This window comes from Halopiger thermotolerans (assembly GCF_054654555.1).
Genome location: NZ_BAAIEU010000004.1, coordinates 850,912 through 868,257 on the forward strand (window position 1 = coordinate 850,912; position 17,346 = coordinate 868,257).

General features: G+C 68.0%; 19 protein-coding genes. 7 read left to right on the forward strand and 12 right to left on the reverse strand.

The window, feature by feature from the left end; all coding sequences use genetic code 11:
• The first annotated feature begins 31 nt into the window (after nt 1-31).
• The gene (locus tag ACYQ26_RS11885; RefSeq protein ID WP_459809110.1) at nt 32-232 is read left to right on the forward strand and encodes a hypothetical protein; all 201 of its coding nucleotides are present in this window, start codon (nt 32-34) and stop codon (nt 230-232) included.
• Between the two features lie 23 nt (nt 233-255).
• On the opposite strand, the gene pth2 is transcribed toward ACYQ26_RS11885, so the two are convergent.
• Together pth2 and ACYQ26_RS11895 are read right to left on the reverse strand one after the other, a co-directional pair.
• The gene (pth2, locus tag ACYQ26_RS11890) at nt 256-594 is read right to left on the reverse strand and encodes a peptidyl-tRNA hydrolase Pth2 (protein WP_459809111.1); all 339 of its coding nucleotides are present in this window, start codon (nt 592-594) and stop codon (nt 256-258) included.
• A gap of 122 nt (nt 595-716) precedes the next feature.
• A complete protein-coding gene (locus tag ACYQ26_RS11895; RefSeq protein WP_459809112.1) occupies nt 717-1,532 on the reverse strand; it encodes a hypothetical protein in 816 nt (271 codons plus the stop codon).
• 143 nt (nt 1,533-1,675) lie between these two features.
• Here ACYQ26_RS11895 and dcd point away from each other — a divergent pair, with 143 nt between their 5' ends.
• Entirely contained in the window at nt 1,676-2,287 is a 612-nt protein-coding gene (dcd, locus tag ACYQ26_RS11900) for a dCTP deaminase (protein WP_459809113.1), read from the forward strand.
• Between the two features lie 60 nt (nt 2,288-2,347).
• Here dcd and ACYQ26_RS11905 read toward each other — a convergent pair whose 3' ends face one another.
• Nucleotides 2,348-2,725: a DUF8147 domain-containing protein gene (locus ACYQ26_RS11905; RefSeq protein ID WP_459809114.1), complete on the reverse strand. Its 378-nt coding sequence runs from the start codon at nt 2,723-2,725 to the stop codon at nt 2,348-2,350.
• Between the two features lie 108 nt (nt 2,726-2,833).
• Here ACYQ26_RS11905 and ACYQ26_RS11910 point away from each other — a divergent pair, with 108 nt between their 5' ends.
• Together ACYQ26_RS11910 and ACYQ26_RS11915 are read left to right on the forward strand one after the other, a co-directional pair.
• Entirely contained in the window at nt 2,834-3,733 is a 900-nt protein-coding gene (locus ACYQ26_RS11910; RefSeq protein ID WP_459809115.1) for a thiamine-phosphate synthase family protein, read from the forward strand.
• A 34-nt stretch (nt 3,734-3,767) separates the two neighbouring features.
• The gene (locus ACYQ26_RS11915) at nt 3,768-4,484 is read left to right on the forward strand and encodes a class I SAM-dependent methyltransferase (RefSeq protein ID WP_459809116.1); all 717 of its coding nucleotides are present in this window, start codon (nt 3,768-3,770) and stop codon (nt 4,482-4,484) included.
• Between the two features lie 20 nt (nt 4,485-4,504).
• Here ACYQ26_RS11915 and ACYQ26_RS11920 read toward each other — a convergent pair whose 3' ends face one another.
• The 5 genes from ACYQ26_RS11920 to ACYQ26_RS11940 form a co-directional block, all read right to left on the reverse strand.
• Nucleotides 4,505-4,915 (reverse strand): acyl-CoA thioesterase, encoded by a 411-nt coding sequence (locus tag ACYQ26_RS11920; protein ID WP_459809117.1) that lies wholly within the window; start codon nt 4,913-4,915, stop codon nt 4,505-4,507.
• A gap of 129 nt (nt 4,916-5,044) precedes the next feature.
• A complete protein-coding gene (locus ACYQ26_RS11925) occupies nt 5,045-5,863 on the reverse strand; it encodes a DUF7001 family protein (protein ID WP_459809118.1) in 819 nt (272 codons plus the stop codon).
• A gap of 54 nt (nt 5,864-5,917) precedes the next feature.
• Nucleotides 5,918-7,474, reverse strand: a complete 1,557-nt coding sequence (locus ACYQ26_RS11930) for a DUF5059 domain-containing protein (protein ID WP_459809119.1) — start codon at nt 7,472-7,474, stop codon at nt 5,918-5,920.
• A gap of 640 nt (nt 7,475-8,114) precedes the next feature.
• The gene (locus ACYQ26_RS11935) at nt 8,115-9,041 is read right to left on the reverse strand and encodes a sulfide-dependent adenosine diphosphate thiazole synthase (RefSeq protein ID WP_459809120.1); all 927 of its coding nucleotides are present in this window, start codon (nt 9,039-9,041) and stop codon (nt 8,115-8,117) included.
• 221 nt (nt 9,042-9,262) lie between these two features.
• Complete coding sequence (locus ACYQ26_RS11940) at nt 9,263-9,709, reverse strand: cupredoxin domain-containing protein (protein WP_459809121.1); 447 nt, start codon at nt 9,707-9,709, stop codon at nt 9,263-9,265.
• A 170-nt stretch (nt 9,710-9,879) separates the two neighbouring features.
• On the opposite strand from ACYQ26_RS11940, the gene ACYQ26_RS11945 reads away from it, so the two are divergent.
• Together ACYQ26_RS11945 and ACYQ26_RS11950 are read left to right on the forward strand one after the other, a co-directional pair.
• On the forward strand, nt 9,880-10,605 hold the full coding sequence (locus ACYQ26_RS11945) for a protein sorting system archaetidylserine synthase (protein WP_459809122.1): 726 nt from the start codon (nt 9,880-9,882) through the stop codon (nt 10,603-10,605).
• Nucleotides 10,606-10,674: 69 nt separating this feature from the next.
• Nucleotides 10,675-12,081, forward strand: a complete 1,407-nt coding sequence (locus ACYQ26_RS11950) for a HEAT repeat domain-containing protein (protein ID WP_459809123.1) — start codon at nt 10,675-10,677, stop codon at nt 12,079-12,081.
• Nucleotides 12,082-12,123: 42 nt separating this feature from the next.
• On the opposite strand, the gene ACYQ26_RS11955 is transcribed toward ACYQ26_RS11950, so the two are convergent.
• Nucleotides 12,124-12,885: an MBL fold metallo-hydrolase gene (locus ACYQ26_RS11955; protein ID WP_459809124.1), complete on the reverse strand. Its 762-nt coding sequence runs from the start codon at nt 12,883-12,885 to the stop codon at nt 12,124-12,126.
• A gap of 129 nt (nt 12,886-13,014) precedes the next feature.
• Here ACYQ26_RS11955 and ACYQ26_RS11960 point away from each other — a divergent pair, with 129 nt between their 5' ends.
• On the forward strand, nt 13,015-14,844 hold the full coding sequence (locus ACYQ26_RS11960) for a phospholipase D-like domain-containing protein (RefSeq protein WP_459809125.1): 1,830 nt from the start codon (nt 13,015-13,017) through the stop codon (nt 14,842-14,844).
• A gap of 105 nt (nt 14,845-14,949) precedes the next feature.
• Here ACYQ26_RS11960 and ACYQ26_RS11965 read toward each other — a convergent pair whose 3' ends face one another.
• The 3 genes from ACYQ26_RS11965 to sufD all read right to left on the reverse strand — a co-directional run bounded on the left by ACYQ26_RS11965 (nt 14,950) and on the right by sufD (nt 17,346).
• A complete protein-coding gene (locus ACYQ26_RS11965) occupies nt 14,950-15,384 on the reverse strand; it encodes a metal-dependent transcriptional regulator (RefSeq protein WP_459809126.1) in 435 nt (144 codons plus the stop codon).
• A 106-nt stretch (nt 15,385-15,490) separates the two neighbouring features.
• The gene (locus tag ACYQ26_RS11970; protein ID WP_459809127.1) at nt 15,491-15,985 is read right to left on the reverse strand and encodes a ferritin-like domain-containing protein; all 495 of its coding nucleotides are present in this window, start codon (nt 15,983-15,985) and stop codon (nt 15,491-15,493) included.
• 146 nt (nt 15,986-16,131) lie between these two features.
• Nucleotides 16,132-17,346: a Fe-S cluster assembly protein SufD gene (gene sufD / locus ACYQ26_RS11975; protein ID WP_459809128.1), complete on the reverse strand. Its 1,215-nt coding sequence runs from the start codon at nt 17,344-17,346 to the stop codon at nt 16,132-16,134.

Here is a 17,346-nt window from a genome sequence, read left to right on the forward strand (position 1 = left end):
GCTCAAATTCGTCGCCGCGCGATTCTCACGTATGAGCGATGCTCCGTCCCGATCGTTTGACGACGACTCGCCGCCGCGTATCGACGACCCGGAACAACTGTGCGACGCGATCGTCGAACTGATCGACGCCCTCGAGGCCGGCGATCTCATCGGCGAGGAGCAGGCGGACCAGCTCCGCTCCGACGTCTACAGCTCGGTCGAACTGGTGGATCTGCCCGAGGAAGAGGAGTGAGGCGGACAGCGGGACGACCCGGATCAGAACAGCGAGAGATCGCCCGTCACGCGGTCGACCCGGTCGTCCGCGGCGGGGCCGACGGCCAGCGCCGTGACGGTGCCGGGCTCGAGTTGCGTGTGGCCGGCGTCGCGAACGAGGGCGTTCGGAACGCCTTCGCTGTCGGCGATCTCGGAGAGCTCGTGTAGCTGGCGTTCGCTCTCGCCCTTGAGGACGACCTTCTTCTGCCCGCCGTCTTTCCACTGGCGTCGGAGCTGGCTGTCGGCCTTCTCGTAGGCCGACAGCGACGCGTGCGCGACCTGCGCGGCGAGTTTCCCCTGGCCCATGCCGATGTCGGTGCGGGCGACGATCGCCTGTTTCATAGCCGAAGCGACGACGGGAGCGCCTTTATCCCTGGCTATCCGTCTCCGGCACGGTCCGGTCGTCGGTTCCGGTTCGTGCCCCTCGCCCCACGAACGCGTTCGCACCGTCGCGTCCCGCGGCTTCAGTGGACGATCGCGTCCTCGAGCCGGAGTTCCCGTTCCGTCCGGGCGGCCTCCGGGCCCGCCTCGACCAGCGTCGGTTCGTCGACCGGCTCCGAGAACCGATCCGGATCGGGTTCGACGCGCTCGGTCATCGTCGTGAAGACGGAGCCGCGTCGGCCGCCCGCCATGACGATGCCGCCGTACTTCCGGTCGTCGAACGCGGTCTCGTCGGGGTCGGGAAACTCCTCGCGGATCAGATCCGCCCCCTCCCTGACGTGCGCCGCTGCGCGTCGCTGCGAGTACTGGCTCTCCTCGTAGTAGGTCTCGGCGTACTCGTCGTCCAGCTCCTCGGCGGCGTGCTCCGGCGACTCGTAGTAGGTCGACTTCGGCGTCGTGTAATCGCTGGCGAAGCGGACGTTCACCGTGAAGCAGTCGGGATAGCGCATGATCAGCGGCGTGTACAGCATCTCCGTCACCGTCGCGGACTGCTGGATCCGCCAGAGCCCCTCGATGAAGTACGCGGCGATCTCGGCGATCTGGTCGTCGCGCTCGTCGCGGTAGTACGCCATCGCGACGTCCTCGTACTCCTCGCCGGCGATCTGCTCGAGCCGTTGTTCGATGATTTGAGCCGCGTGCTCGAAGCTCGTCTCGAAGGCGGCCAACAGCGGCACGTCGGGGTCGGCGAGCAGCGACGCCCGGCGCTCCTCGGCCGCCGCGAGGGTCTTCGCGTTTTCGTGAAATGCCCGCTCGGCGTCCGCGTCGGGAAGCGGTATTCGAACCGCGCGCTGGTGGAGCACGCGAGCGTCGCCGCAGAAGCGATCCGTTCCCCCGGTCATGCGACGACGTACGAGCTACACCCTAATAATCGATGAGGCCGACCCGGATCCGGGATCCGACCCGCGGAAATGAACCCGCGGTGACCCGTCGCGCCTGCGCCGGATCGGGTCATTTAGGAGCCCGTAGCTCGCTCCTACTCGATATGATCCTCTCCGACGCGGACATCCTCGAGCGGCTCGAGGCGGGCGACCTCGTCGTCGAGCCCCTCGACGAGCCCGAACTACAGATCCAACCCGCGAGCGTCGACCTTCGACTCGGCCGCGAGTTCCTCGAGTTCCAGCGGACGAACATCCCCTGTATCCACCCCAACTCCGAACAGGAAGTCGACGAGTATGTCACCGAGACGGTCGTCGACGAGGGCGACGACTTCATTCTGCACCCCGGCGACTTCGTGCTCGGGACGACCCACGAGCGCGTCGAGATCCCGCCGGACCTGATCGCCCACGTCGAGGGCCGCTCCTCGCTGGGCCGGCTCGCCGTCGTCGTCCACGCCACCGCCGGCCTCTGTGACCCTGGCTACCGGGGACAGATCACCCTCGAGCTCTCCAATCTCGGGACCGCACCCGTCGCGCTCACGCCGGGGATGCGCATCTCGCAGCTCACCTTCACCGAACTCAAGACGGAGGCCGAACGGCCCTACGGCAGCGAACGCGGCTCGAAGTACCAGGATCAGGACGGCCCGCAGGCCTCGCGCATCCAGAGCGACCACGAGTTCGGCGGCGACCAACTCGAGCGGGAGCGCGAGGACGACTGAGCCCCGGTCGACGAGACGGTTATCGTCACGACGCGACTGCAAGTTCTCGTTCTCGACCGATTACGCCGGTGCGGCCGCCGAGCGATCCGTGTAGCGCCAGACGCCGACGGCGACGAGAATACCCAGGAGGAGGCCGACGCCCAGCGAACTCACCGTCCCGACGGGCTCGAGGGCGGCGCCGCCGACGATCCCGCCGACGAAGCCGACGCCGAACCCGATCGCGGTGCCGCCGACTCGCCCCCGGCCCTCGGGGACGTCGTCGCCGAGGCCGACCGAGACGGCGATCGTCGCGACGGCGCCGGCGACGGTCCCGGTGAGAAGGCCCAGAAAGATCGCGAACTCGATCCAGTGGACGGTGATCGCGGTCACGCCGATGCCGACGACGAAGAAGCTCGCGATCCCCGCGACGAGCGCGAGCGCGCCAGTTCTGAGCGACATTACTGACCACTTCCGTCCGCAGGGACAAGTATATGCAGTGTCTCGAGTCGCCGGGCGTCGGGACGAGGGACAAATGAGTTATCCGGCACGCGCTCGTACGCCCGCCAAATGCAATTCGTCGAAGAGATCGTCGTGGACGAGTTCCTGCCGACCGTCCGGTCGCTGCTGGCCGGCGAACTCCGCGAGCAAGGGCTCACCCAGAGCGAAGTCGCGGAGGTGCTCGGGATCAGCCAGAGCGCCGTCTCGAAGTACGCCCACGGCGACGTGACGACCAACGACCGCATCGCCGCAGACGAACGCGTCCAGACGCTCGTCGAGGACCTCGCGACGGGACTCGCGAGCGGCGACGTCACGCCCGTCCAGGCGCTCATCGAGATCGAGGTGCTGATCCGCGAACTCGAGTCCGGCGGCGACCTGCTGGCGCAACTCCACGAGGACGCCGTCCCCGAACTGGCCGAGCACGGCTCCGGGTTCCGCGTCCACGACCCCGAGAGCGACCTGCGGACCAGCGAGCGCGTCCTCTCCTCGCTGCGCCGGGGCCTTCGCATCCTCGAGAACGCCAGCGGCTTCGCGACCCTGATCCCCGCGGTCGGCTCGAACCTGGTCGCCTGCACCCCCGACGCGGCCGACGTCGACGATGTCGCCGGCGTTCCCGGCCGGATCTTCGACGTGAAAGGGCGCACGACGATTCCCGCGGAGCCCGAGTTCGGCGTCTCCGAGCACGTCGCGACGGTGCTGCTGGCGGCGCGCCGGCACGGCTCGGACGCCGCGGCGGCGATCAACGTCCGGTACGACGAGGACCTGCTCGGCGACCTCAGGGAAGCCGGCCACGTCACCGCGGAGTTCGACGAGTCCGACGACGTCGCCTCGAGCATCGGCGCGGCCATCGAGGACGAGCCCGAGGCGTCGGTGCTCTACCAGACCGGCGGGATGGGGATCGAGCCGCTGATCTACGTGCTGGGACCGAACGCGGAGTCGGTCGCGGACACGGTCCGGTCGCTGCTCTAACGATGGACGACTCGAGGAGTGGGCCGGAGCAACGATGAGCCGCGACTCGGATTCGGAAACCGCCCAGGAGTTCTACGGCCGCTGGGCGCGCCTCTACGACCTGATCGCGCGCCGAACCCCCGGTATCCCGGCGCTACGCCGGCGAGCGGCCGCCGCCTGCCGGCTCGAGCCCGGCGACACCGTCGTCGAGATGGGCTGTGGCACGGGCGCGAACCTCCCCTACCTGCGCGAGCGGGTCGGCCCCGAGGGGACCGTCGTCGGCCTCGATTTCACGGGCCCGGTCCTCGAGCGCGCCCGCGAGCTGACGGCCGAGTACGACAACGTCCACGTGGTCCGGGGTGATGCGACACGGCCGCCGTTCGGCGCCGCGTCCCTCGAGAACGCGGGCGTCGACGGCGGCGACATCGACGCCCTGCTCGCGACCTTCGTCGTCGGCATGCTCGGGGACCCCGCGGGCGTGGTCGACGACTGGTGCGACCTCGTCGGTCCCGGCGGCCGCGTCGTGCTCGCGAACGCCGCCCGAAGCGACGCGTGGTACGCGCCGCCGGTCAACGCCGTCTTCCGGGCGATCGTCGTCCTCTCGACGCCGCCGACGACGAAGCTTCGCTACGAGAACGACCCGCACCTGCGTCTCGACGAGAAGATCGACGCCGCCCACGCCCGCCTCCGCGAGCGATCGGCGGCCGTCGCCGACGAGACGCACGTCTTCGGGGTCGTGCGACTCACCGGCGGTCAACTGCCGGAGTCCTAACGCTCTCGCGGTGCGGTCGACTACTCCTCGAGTTCCGGCCCCTCGTGCGCGACGATCCGCTCGCGAATAGCGGCGGGAATCGGTCCCGGCCGCTTGGTCTCGGGGTCGACGAACACGACCGTCGACTCGCCGGTCGCGACCGAGTCGCCGTCCACCCGGAGGTCGTACGCCATCGTCGCGCTCGAGTTGCCGAGTTCGGTGACTTCGGCGGTGACGGTGGGGTCGTCCTCGATCGTCAGCGGCCGCCCGAAGTCGATCTCGAGGTGGGCGATGACGAAGTTCAGGTTCTCGAGGTCGACGTCGAAGACCTCGTCGACGTAGGCGACGCGGGCCTCCTCGAAGTAGCTCGCATAGACCGCGTTGTTGACGTGATTCATGGTGTCTAAATCACGGTACCGCACGTCGACGTCGACGGTGATGGGATCGGTCATATGTAACACATCGAACGCGACTCCGGTAGAAGTGGGCTGGGGTTCCGGCAGCGCCGCGGGACTGACGTGGCCACCCGGGATACGGGACGGCGTTCGCCACCGATCGTCGCGCGTCGGATTCGCCGTCCGTCACTCGCCGTACAGCCGCGCGTGGTCGGCGCAGAATTCCGGTTCGCGAAGCTGGGCGTCGATCACCTCCTCGTGATAGTGGGCGTTGTAGAGCCGACACCCTTCCCGATCGCAAAAGCCCTCGCCCGTCTCGAGAACGTGGTACGCCTGCAGGACGTACCCCTTCAGCGCGTCGGTCGTCCGGGGATCGTTCTCGATCAGAAAGTCCCCCTCGACCTGATTCTCGAGGACCTCCCGCGGCGGCGTATCGCCGGACAGCAGGGCGTGCCGTTGCTTTTCCTTGTAGTACGCCTCGGGCTTCGCGGGCGCCTCGTAGAGCCCGGGCACCGAGACCAGCGCCGGCTGGCCGAGGACGGTCACGCGCTTGTGCCAGCGGCCGTCGTGGTCGCCCCACGTACCGATCGCCCGGTCGAGAACCGCGACGTGGAGCGTCTCGAGGCCGCGCTCGTCGGCCGGCAGCGCCGCGTTCAGCGCCCGCTGGACCGCCACGCCGTCGTAGAGCACGCCGCCCTCGCGCTCGGGGTGCTCGAGCGCCCGCTCCTCGTAGCGGATCGTCCCGAGCATCGCGTTCCCGGTCTCGCGCTCGTGGGGTGATTGCACGCGCGCCGCGGCGAACCGCTCGGCGAGGTCTTCCGTCCGGTGCACGTCGAGGAACCGATCGCGCACCGTCACCGACGCCTCGATCCGCCCCTCGAGCCAGTCGGCGATCGCGTCGACGTCGGCGACGGGTTCGGTGTCGTCACCCTCCTCGTCGTCGCCTCGAGACGCCTCGCCGGCGATGGGCGTCGGTGCGCGGTAGCAGATGACTCGGTCGACCATGTATGAGATGGTGATACCATCCGGTGAAACGCTTGCGGTCGGCCCGCGCCGCCGTCACTCGACGACGACCGTTCCCGTCATTCCGGCCGCTTCGTGGGGGATACAGACGTACTCGTGCTCGCCGACGGTCTCGAACGTTCGGACGTAGGACTGGCCGTCCACGATCGCGCCGACGCCGTCGTCCCATCCCTCGCGGGCGGCGTCCTCGCTCTCGAAGTCGCCGGAGGCCCAGTATTCGGCGCCCTCGGGGATGTCGTCCTCGGAGGCCGTGACGGAGTGCGGTTCGCCCTCGACGAACTTCCAGGCGACGGTGTCGCCCTGCGAGACCGTGATCTCGGCCGGCTCGAAGGAAACGGCGCGCATCTCGACGACGTGATCGGCGTCCGCCGGAACGCCCTCGACGACGTTCGGGCCGCCCTCAAGGTCCTCCGCGTGGCCGTGGCCCTCGTCGTGGCCGTGACCGTCACCCCCGCCCTCGCCCGGCGCCCGCTCGAGCGCGCCCGCGACGGCGAACTGCGCCCGCCGTGCGGCGCCGGCGAAGTTGCCGGCCGCCTCGCCGACGCCCTCGCCGGCCGCGAGCGCCTCGATGTAGGCCTCGAGTTCGCTCTCGAAGGTCTCGTACGCGTCGCGGTCGGCCGCCTCGAGCGCCCCGTGCGAGCGCGCGCTCTCGAATCGCGCGAAGGTGTCCCGCATCACGCCCGCGGCCGTTTCAGAGTTGACGCCCTCGAGACCGTTGAGAACGGCCGCGTCCCAGCCGCGGGCCTGCATGGTCGCCAGCTGCGCCGCGTGGCCGGCGGCCTCGTCGGCGGCGAGTTCGTACGCCGCGTCGACGGCGGCCGTGAGCGCGGCGTCCGCGGCGGACGCGACCCCCTCAGCGTTCTCGTTGCCGGCCGCCTCGGCCAGCGTCGGGAGTTCGCCCTCGAACGCCCCGTACAGGTCGCCGTTAGCGCTGCTCAGTTCGTCGTGGACCGCCGACGATTCCCAGCGTTCGGTCGTCCGTTCGGCGAGCGTCTGTGCGGCCCCGAAGTGGCCGGCCGTCGCGAGCACGTCGACGTCGGCGACGCGCGCGCCGAACAGCGCCATCTCGAGCGCGAGCGCGTTCGCCGCCTCGAGGCGCTCGCGCTGGGCCGCCCGCATCTGTTCGTCGGCGATGGCGGCTTCCTCCCGGACGCGCTCGAGGGCGCCCTCGTCGAGCCCCTCGAGGCGCAACTCCTCGAGCGCTTCTTCGAACTCCTCGTAGGTCTCGCGATCGGTCTCCTCGAGTTGCGTGTGGGCGCCCCACTCGGCGGTGGCGGCTTCGAACCGGGTGATCGTGTCGCCGACGACGGACGCGCCGACGTCGAACTCCTCGGCGACGCCGAGCGCGAGCGCGTCGGCCGTTCGGGCGCGGATGGCGTTCCACTCGGCCGCGACGCCGAGTTCCGGATCGACGGCGGGCGTCTCGTCCTCCTCGGCGCCGTTCGAATCGCTGCTGCTCGAGTCGTTACCGCTCGAATCGGAGCCGTTCGTCCCCGTCTCGGTTCCGGTCTCGTCCGCACCGCCAGTACAGCCGGCAACAGCCGTTCCCGCGACCGCTGCGCTCAGCGCCAGTAGGTTTCGTCTCGTTGTCATGTTTTTTAGGCTAGCCTAAACAATAAAATACCTTTCGGGAATTCCAACCGAAGGGAAATGGTACCGAGACGGAGGGACGATTGACGACTTCCGGACGAGTTCGCGCGAACAATCGTCGACAATTCGTGAGGATAAGCGGCACCAAAACGCAGTGATGGTATCTTATTCCCGTATCCCTAAAATAGCACAGTAAACTTATTATCTGATAAACATAATGGGTTAGCCGATGGAGGATGCTGTCGATGTATTGATCATTGGACAAACCGCTGCTGACTGGTTGTTTCCGTTGGCCCGAGGCGTCGTCGGTATCGGAGTCGCGCTGCTTTTCGTCCTCGTAATCTGGCTGCGGTTCGAGCAACTCAATACGGTGTACGCCAGTGACGATTCCGAGACGGACGTCCGAAAAACCAACTGTCCGGCGTGTGGTGCTCGCATCTCGGTCGACTCCGACGTCTGCGATCACTGCGAGACGTCGGTGACCGAGGAGTCCGAGATTTCGACCGAATCCACGCCCACGCCGGAACGCGGCTGAATCGACGAACAGGCGGCGGAAATCACCCGCTCGAGCAGACGGCGTTGGTGGTCCATTCCGATACGACGGCCGATGGTCGCGATCCGTTGTGACTCCCGCTCGTCTCGATCAGTCGTCGGCCGGCGCTGCGCGCGAGGTGATGTCGACCGGTTCGGCGTCGATCTCGAGTTCGTCGAGCGCTTCCTGGGCGGCGCGCTTACCCGAGACGAGCATGGCGCCGAAGGTCGGTCCCATGCGCGGCAGGCCGTAGGTCGTCGCGGTGGCCATCCCCGTCGCGATCAGGCCGTCGTGGACGAGGCCGGTGTGCTCGACGACGGCGTCCTCGCTCTTGCCGACCCACATCGAGTCGTGGCCGGGCGAGTCGTGGCCGGGCGCGCCGTAGCTGTCGTCGCCGGTCTGGTCCATGCCGGCGTTCTCCTTCGCGTCCTCGATGCCAGGGGCGTCGAGCACGCCGCGCTCGTCGAGTTTCTTGACCGCCATCGCGTCGTGACCGGTCGCGTCGATGACCAGGTCGGCCTCGACCGCGATCGGGTCGACGCAGGTGATCTCGCGCGGGAGCGCGTGGACCGGCGTCCAGTTCATCACGATCCCCGAGACCTTGTGGTCCTCGCGGATGACGATGTCCGTGAACTCGGTCATGTTCTGCATCTTCGCGCCCGCGTCGCAGGCGGCCTTGATGAGCCCGGAACAGGCCTCCGGCCCGTTGGCGATGTACAGTCCTTCGCTGTCCTCGGACTGTTTGTAGGAGACGTCGAGTTCCTCCAAGATCTGCTGGGCCGGATCTCGCACCGTCACCTTGTTCATCAGGAACCCGCCGAGCCAGAACCCGCCGCCGAGGTAGTTGTTCTTCTCGACGACCATCGTCTTGACCCCGCGCTCGGAGAGTTCCTTCGCCGCGGTCAGCCCCGAGGGGCCGCCACCGACGACGATGACGTCCGAGTCCGAGAAGTCCATGAACTCCTCGGTCCATTCCTGCCCGATCGCGCGCGTCACGTCGGCCTCGCCGACCTGACTGAATTGATCGAATTCGCTCATACAACTAGGTGGTATCCTCCAGTGGTGAAAAACCTATCGTGATGTAGCACTGCAATTACACGTCGAGAGGGAGCCCGTTTTCGGCATTTATCAGCCGATAGCGACCGCCGGGCACAGAATGAACTAGATTCGAGCGGCGAGCCTATCGAAAACTGATCGACGGAAGAAAGCGGAGAATCAAGTCGGTCGCGGTCGCTCGAGACTCAACCGGCGGCTGGCGGCTACTCGCTTTCGGTGACGACGATCCGGCCGATCATCCCCGCCCGGATGTGGGGTTCGCAGAAGTAGTCGTAGGTGCCGGGCACCTCGAAGGTGTGCTTGAAGGTCTCGCGAGGGCCGAGGCGACCCCCGCGGTGGTCGTGCCAGGCCTCGACGGCCGTTTGCTCGTCCTCGAAGCCGCCGGTGGCGAAGTAGTCGGCGCCCTCGGGCAGGCTGGCTTCGCGGGCCGTGATCGTGTGGTCGGCGCCGCTCGTGTTCTTCCAGACGACGGTCTCGCCGACGGTCGCCTCGTACTCCTCCGGAACGAACGAGTTGCGGGTCATGCCGATGGAGCAGTCGTCACCCTCGCAGAGGTCGTCGCTATCGAAGGCGCTCATGACGGTCGAGCAGCCGGCCAGTCCGGCCGACGCGGCGGTTCCGACGGCGGCGAGGTAGGCGCGCCGGTGCATACCGTACCCTTGGGAGCACCGCGACATAACCGCCGTGGTTCGCGGCTCGAACCGAGCGGCCGCCGCGTCGGAGAGCGATCGCGGAGCGGTCGACCGCCCCGACTGTCAGTTCCGGCGACGCCGCCGCGAAACGAAAACACGTAAGGGACCGGCCCGCCGAACCCGCGAGTATGCTTCCGCGGTTCGTCGGCCGGTTGGGCGTCGCCGACGCGGTGACGATCGCGAACGCCGCCCTGGGATTCGTCGCCGTCGTCGTCGCCTTCGTCGACATCGATCTCGCCGCCCGCCTCATCCTGTTCGCGGCCGTCGCCGACGGCCTCGACGGCATCCTCGCGCGCCGGTACGGCGGCACCGAGGCCGGCCCCTACCTCGACTCGCTGGCCGACGTCGCCTCCTTCGGCGTCGCCCCCGCGGTGCTCGCCTTCGTCGTCGTCTCCCGCGGCCTCGAGATCTCCCTCGAGACGGTCACCCCGGAACTGCTGCTCGTGGCCGTCGTCTGCGCGCTGTTCGTCGCGACCGCGGTCACCCGACTCGGGATGTACACCGCCTACGACGTCGCGGCCAACTACACGGAGGGGATTCAGACGACGCTGGCGGCGACGATCCTCGGAGCGGCGATCCTCGCGGGGATGGCGGACCCGTGGCTCGTGCTCGCGGTCACCGCCGCCTTCTGTTACCTGATGGTCTCGCGGATCCGGTACCCCGACCTCCTCGCGCGCGACGCAGGCATCATGGGCGTCGTCCACGTGCTCGCGATCCTCGTGCCCGAGTTCGCGGGGCGGACCTTCCCGTACGCGCTCCTGACGCTGGGGATCGCGTACATGACGCTCAGCCCCTGGTTCTACTGGCGGGAGGACCCTCAGCCCGCGGAGACCGACGTGCATGGAAACGCTTAGGGCGATCCTGCCACGACCGTCACGTATGGACAGTGTCACGCGTCGGCGTCGTCTCGCACGGGTGGTACCATGAGTGAGGAATCGAACGGCGACGAGGGCGAACCCGAGGCCGAAGCCGAGGACGAGGCGGAACAAGCGCAGTCCGCCGACCTCGAGGCCATTCGGACCCGACTCGAGGCGCTGAACGAGGACCTCGAGGGCCTGCAGGCCGAACTCGAGGCGGCCGAGACCGAAGACGACCTGGACGTCGTCGAGGCCGACATCGAGGCGTTCCGCGCGGACCTCGAGGAGATCGAGATTCCGGAGCCGCCGGAGGAGGAAGACGAAGACGAGGACGAGGACGAGGAGTCCGAACCCGCGCCCGAAGAACAGCTCCAGGAGACCTACGACGAGATCGAGAGCGACGTCTCCGACCTCGAGGACGACCTCGAGGACAAGCGCGGTCCCTACGCCGAAGACGTCATCGGCGAGATCGACGGCGTCAGCGGTACGATCACGGGCACGCGCTGGGCCGAGGAGGGCGACGAGGAACTGATCGCGGCGACCGAGGCCTTCCTCGCGGACCTGAACGACCTGCTCGGCACCTCGGTGTCGCTGCCCGCCGGCCTCGAGCCCGCAAGCGGGGCCGAACTCGGCGAGAACGGGCAGGAGGAGAAGACCGTCCCCGACGACCTCGGTGCGACGCTCGACGAGGCGACCGAGGCCGTCGACGCGGCCGACCTCGATCCCGACGACGACGCCGAGACGATCGCCGGGCTGCTCGAGGCGACCGACGAGTTCGAGTCCGCGGTCGAGGACGCCACCGAGTGGACCGACCTCGAGGTGCGCGAACAGCTCCGCCGCGAGGGGTTCTACGACGTGCTCGACCACGTCAAGGACTTCCCGCCGGAGTGGCACGCCCTGAAGGTCCACGAGAAGCGGGGCAACGTCGACCAGATCCTGCTGGCCTACGACTCGCTGGGCTCGGAGTTCATGGAGGAACACTGCCTCGAGGCCTTAGAACGGATGGCCCCCGAGGAGGCAATCGATCCGATGCTCCAGAAGGCCAACCGCCGGGACAAAGCGGCGATGCGCATCCTCGGCAAGATCGGCGTCGCGGACGACGAGGTCGTCGACACGCTCGTCGACTACGTCGACTCCAACCCGGACCTCCAGAAGCCGGCGTTCCGCGCGCTCGGCGAGATCGGCGCCGAAGACGCCGTCCAGCCGATCGCCCAGCAGCTCGTCGAGGACAACCCGGACGTCCGGAGCTGGGCCGCCCGCGCGCTCGGTCTGATCGGCGACACCCGCGCTATCGACCCGCTCGCCGACGTCCTCGCGGACGACGAGCAGGATCGGGTCCGCGCGAGCGCTGCGTGGGCGCTGAACCAGATCGGCACGCAGGAGGCGCTCGAGATCGTCGCCGAGTACGAGGACGACCGCGCCTACCTCGTTCAGGCCGAGGCCGAGAACGTCGACCTCGAGCCGGCGGCCTGAACCCGATCGCGGCTCGCCGATTTTCGCTGCCGGTCCGACTCGTTACCGTTCGTCCAGCACCACCGGAATCCCGCGACTCGCCACGTCGCCCGCAAAGGCTCGCGAATCGGCCTCGAGTTCCGGAAACGTGTTGTAGTGAATCGGGAGGACGAGCTCCGGCTCGAGCGTCTCGGCTAGATCGGCCGCGCCGTGGCGGTCCATCGTGTAGTTCTGCGCGATCGAGGGCATGAACAGCGAGACGTCGCCCGCCAAGTCGTCGTGGGCGTCGATCACGTCGCTGTCGCCGGTCCAGAAGCAGGAGACGCCGTCGACGGTCAGGAGGAAGCCACAGCCCAGCCCCTCGGGGTGGATCGGCTCGCCGCCTCGCGCGTTCGGCCCGTCGGGGTGGTTGTACGCCGGGACGGCCCGCACGTCGACGCCCCTGACGGCGAGCTGGTCGCCGTAGCCGATCCGGCGGACGTCGTACGGAAGCGTCTCGGGTTCGACGACGTCCCGGCCGCCGGCGGAGATCCGCTCGGCGGAGACCGATTCGTAGACGACCACCGTCGCGTCCTCGGCGGCGACGCGCTCGACGCCGTCGTCGTCGTAGTGGTGATCGTGGGTGACGACCACGAGGTCGCCGTCCTGCGCGTCGTAGGGCTCGCCGCTGGGATGCGGCGCCTCGCCGTACTCGTCTTCCCACGTGCCCTCGAGCGTTCCGTAGCGGCCGGGATCGGTGTAGATCACGGTGCCGTCCGGCGCTTCGATGCGTGCGGTCGCGTAGCCGAGCCACGAGACCGCCAACCCGTCGTGCGTGATTGCCATGCTCGGCACAACCCGTTCGCATCCCAAAAAACGACAGGTCGATTCGGCCGTCGATCGGCCGATTGAGGACCCGGCCGACGGTCGCATACGGCCGATCATTTATATGCGAACGAGCGGCCAGGGAGAGCGATGCCCACTGGGGTCTTCGGTCGCGTCGCGTTCGTCGCGTTCGCTGCGCTCATCGTTTCTACGGCTGTATTCGGAATCGCCTTCGCGACCCCGGGAACGGGGATAGCGTCCGCCGACGCCGCCGATTCGACCGCCGACTCGAGGATCGGCGTCGAAACCAAACCCGATTCGAACCGCGCCTGTCCGCCCAGTGCCGCCCTCGGGTCCGACGCCGAAACCGACCGATCCGACCGATCGCCCCGAATCGTCGAACTCTACCCGAACCCGACTACCCACCGCAATGTCGGCGAGTACGTCGTCCTCGAGTTCCCGACGGACACCCGGGTCGGCAACTGGACGCTCACCGACGGCCACGCGACGGCGTCGCTGCCCAACGAGACCGTCTCCGGGCGCGTCGCCGCGACCGTCGATCCGAACGCCACGGCGACGCTCACCGACGAGCCGGTCCTGGAACTCGAGGGGGCGATCCGATTCGCGGTCGACGGCGACCGCCTCGCGCTTCGCAACGGCACCGAACCGATCGACGAGGTTCGCTACGAGGACGCGCCGACCGCCGAACGGTGGTATCGTACGGATTTCGAAACATCCGGGACGGACGCACGGAGCGGCCGGGGTCGGTGGTGGCCCCGAGACGCCACCTGCCGCCCGCCCTCGAGCGCCGACGTCGACGACGCGACGGTCTTCGTCCTCCCGGACGCACCGAGTGTTCCGCTCGAGACGATCCGCAGGGCCGATGAACGGCTCCTGCTCGCCGGCTACACCGTCACCTCCGAGGCCGTCGCCGACGAGCTCGTCGCGGCGGCCGAGCGCGGCGTCGACGTCGCGATCCTGTTCGAGTCCGGCCCCGTCGGTGGGACCCCGGAAGCGACCGGGCCCGTCCTCGAGCGCCTCGAGGCGGCCGACGTCGACGTGCGGGTGATCGGCCGCGGCGACGCCCGATACCGCTACCATCACCCGAAGTACGCCGTCGCCGACGACAGCGTGCTGGTCACCAGCGAGAACTGGAAACCCGCAGGCGTCGGCGGCGAGTCGAGCCGCGGTTGGGGCGTTCGACTCGAGGACCCCGCCCTCGCGGCCGACCTGGCGAGCGTCTTCCGCGCCGATTTCGACGGCTGGGACACGCGGTCCGGAGCCGCCTTCCTCCGAAACGCGACGTTCGGTTCCGCCGCGGACGACGGTGAGGCCGCGGAATCCGGCGCCGAGTCCGAGTTTCCCACGAATCACGAGCCGACGACGGTCCCTCTCGACGCCGCGGAGTTGTTAGTCGCGCCGGACAACGCCGAGCCGCGGCTCGCAGAACTGATCGCGAACGCCGACGACGAAATCCTCGTCAAACAAGCCAGCATCGACGGCGAGTTCGCCCTCCTCGAGGCCGTCCTCGACGCTGCCCGTCGCGGCGTCGACGTCGAGATCCTGCTCGATTCGACGTGGTACCACGAGGAGGAGAACGCCGCCGTCGCCGATCGACTCGAGCGGATCGCCGCGGCCGAGGACCTCCCGCTCGAGGTGCGACTCGCCGAGGACACCGATCGGTTCGAGAAGATCCACGCGAAGGGGGTCGTGATCGATCGCGAGGTAGCCGTGGTCGGCAGCGCCAACTGGAACGCGAACTCGTTTCGGAACAACCGGGAGGTGCTGGTGGCGCTCCACGGGGAGGCGGCAGCGGAGTACTACGCGACCGTCTTCGAGGCCGACTGGGCGGGTGATTCGTGGTCGCTTCCAATCGGGACGGCGGCCGTCGTCGTCCTCGCGCTGGCCGTCGCCGCGCTCGTCGGCCGTCGGTACGTTCGGTTCGGCGACGAATACGAATCGCCTCGCCGATCGGACTGAGCCGGCGAGGTACCGGGTCTCGAGGCGATCGCGATCGTGTCGTCGGACCGGGATTGCGACCGTAAGTAAACGCCGCTCGCTGCGGATCCGGTAACGACTGCCGTCTCAGTCGGCGTCCGCCCGCTCGCTCACCTCGAGCCGGTCGCAGCAGTCCTTCTCGACGTTGAAACAGTCCGGACACTCCTCAGGGCGGTCGATGATCGTATCCAGCCGCTCTGCGACCGTATCGTCGATGACGCTCTCGAGCGCGCGGGCCTCCTCGCGAAACTCCTCGACCTCAAGGACGTTCGTCAGGAACCGCTCGATGATGCAGTAGGTCTGCAGGGAGTCGTGAGCGCGCTCGAGCCCTTCCTCGGTCAGCGTCGCGCCCTTGTACTTCTCGTGTTCGACGAGCTCGCGCTCCTCGAGTTTTCCGATCATCTCGTTGACGCTCGCCGGGCTCACCTCGAGGAGATCCGCGAGCGTGCCCGTCGACGCCGGTCCGTCCTCCATCCGTTGTGCGAGGTAAATCGCCTTGAGATACTGATCTGCAGTGTTCATCGCGTCCCTCCGTTGCCGTTGGTGGTTTCGGTGTCGATGTCGGTCGTCGGTGCTCGGGTCGAAACCGATGCCACGCTCGGCGCGGCGACGATCTCGGTCGCCCCGATCATGCTCTGTGCTCCATGATCTCCGTGACCTCTTCGACGCCCTCTTTCTCCTCCTCGCGGATGTCGTACAGCGTCTCGAGCAGTCGATCGCGATCGACCGCGAACTCGGCATCGGCGGCTTCGATCGCTTCGATCAGGTCGTCGTAGAACTTGTAGGCGGTCTCCTCGTTGGCTAGCTGGTCGTAGAGAACGCCGTCGGTGTCCTCGGGCGGTCCGTACTGTGCGTCGACTAAAGCGTTGATCTCCTCGTAGGCCACCGTCTCGGCGTCGAGGTCGTCGATCAGCGCCTCGAGTCGCTCGCGGTGGTCGGCCGACTCCTCGCTGGCCTCGACGAGCAACTCCTCCACCGCCTCGTCGACCTCCGCCCGTTCCTCCGCCGGCAGAGACTCGAGGTGGTGGGCGGCGCGTGACTCGACGACCTCCTCGAGCACGACCCCGATCTGCAGGAGCCGCGCCAGCTGGTGGTCGCTCGAGACGCGCTGTCCCAGACTCATATCTCGATAAGTGGGCCGCTGTTACTTAGTCGTCTCGGAGCGTCACTGGGGAAGCAGGACGTTTTGCTCGCATGCACGGCTTGGAGCCGACGGTTTCGGTACCCAAAAGAAAACGACGAGAACGGAAAGAGACGAGAGCGAACGCGTTAGTCGCGCTGGCGGAGTCGGGTCGCGATCAGTTCCTCGAGGTCCTCGCGCAGTTCGTCGACGGCGATCTCCTCGAGGACGGGCACGAAGAAGCCCTGCACGAGCATGTTCGTCGCGGAGCGCTCGTCGATGCCGCGGGAGGTCATGTACAGCAGGTCCTCGCGGTCGATCTGGCCGACCGTCGCGGAGTGGCTGGCCTCGGTGTCGTGGTTGTTGATGATCAGCTTCGGCGAGGCGTCGGCCTCGCTTTCGTCCGAGAGCATCAGCGTGTTCTCGCGCTGGTAGGAGCTGGTGTCCCAGGCGTCCGTGCCGACGTCCTGAACGCCCTCGTAAACCGAGCGGGCGACGTCGTCAGTGACGCCGCGAGTCACGAGGTCCGCGGTCGTGTGCTCGCCGCGGTGCCAGACCTTCGCGTCGAGGTCGAAGTGCTGGTCGTTGTGGCCGTAGAAGGCGCCGACGATCTGGGTCTCCGCGGAGTCGCCGTTGAGCTCCGTCGAGACGCCCGACTTCGTCAGCTGCGTGCCGAGGTTGACCTCGATCCAGTCGATCGTCGCGTACGTGTCGGCGTCGCCGCGCTTGAGCGCGAAGTTGTAGGCCTCCTCCGAGAGGTTCTGGAGGCTGCCGTACTGAACGTTGCTGTTCTCGCCGGCGGCGACCTCGACGATGCCGCTGTAGTACTGCTCCTCGGCCTCCTCGCCTGTCGACTGGCGCTCGAGGATCGTCACGGAGGACGATTCCTCGGCGACGACGAGCGTGTAGTTGAACAGCGAGCGGGAGTTCTGCTCGGTCCGGATGGTGACGTCCTCGGCGTCGACGCCCTCGGGGACGTAGACGACGGTCCCGGTGCTAAAGAGGGCGGTCGACAGCGCCGTCAGGTAGTTCTCCTGGGGATCGACGATCGAGCCGAAGTGCTCCTGGACGAGGTCCTCGTGCTCCTGGACTGCTTCGGCCCACGAGAGGACGTCGACCTCGTCAGGACCGACCTGGTCCTTGTCCTCCGCTGCGTTCAGCGGGTCCACGAGCGACTCGAAGTCGAGCTCGTGGAGGTTCGTCCAGTCCCGACCCGGCGTCCGGATGACGTCCGGCATGTCGAGCTCCTCGAGCGCCTCGAGCGCCTCGAGGCGGGTCTCGAGCAGCCAGTCGGGCTCGTCGAGGTTCCCGCTGATTTCGCGGACCTGTTCCTCCGTCAGATTGGCGTGTACCTGCGTGCTCAT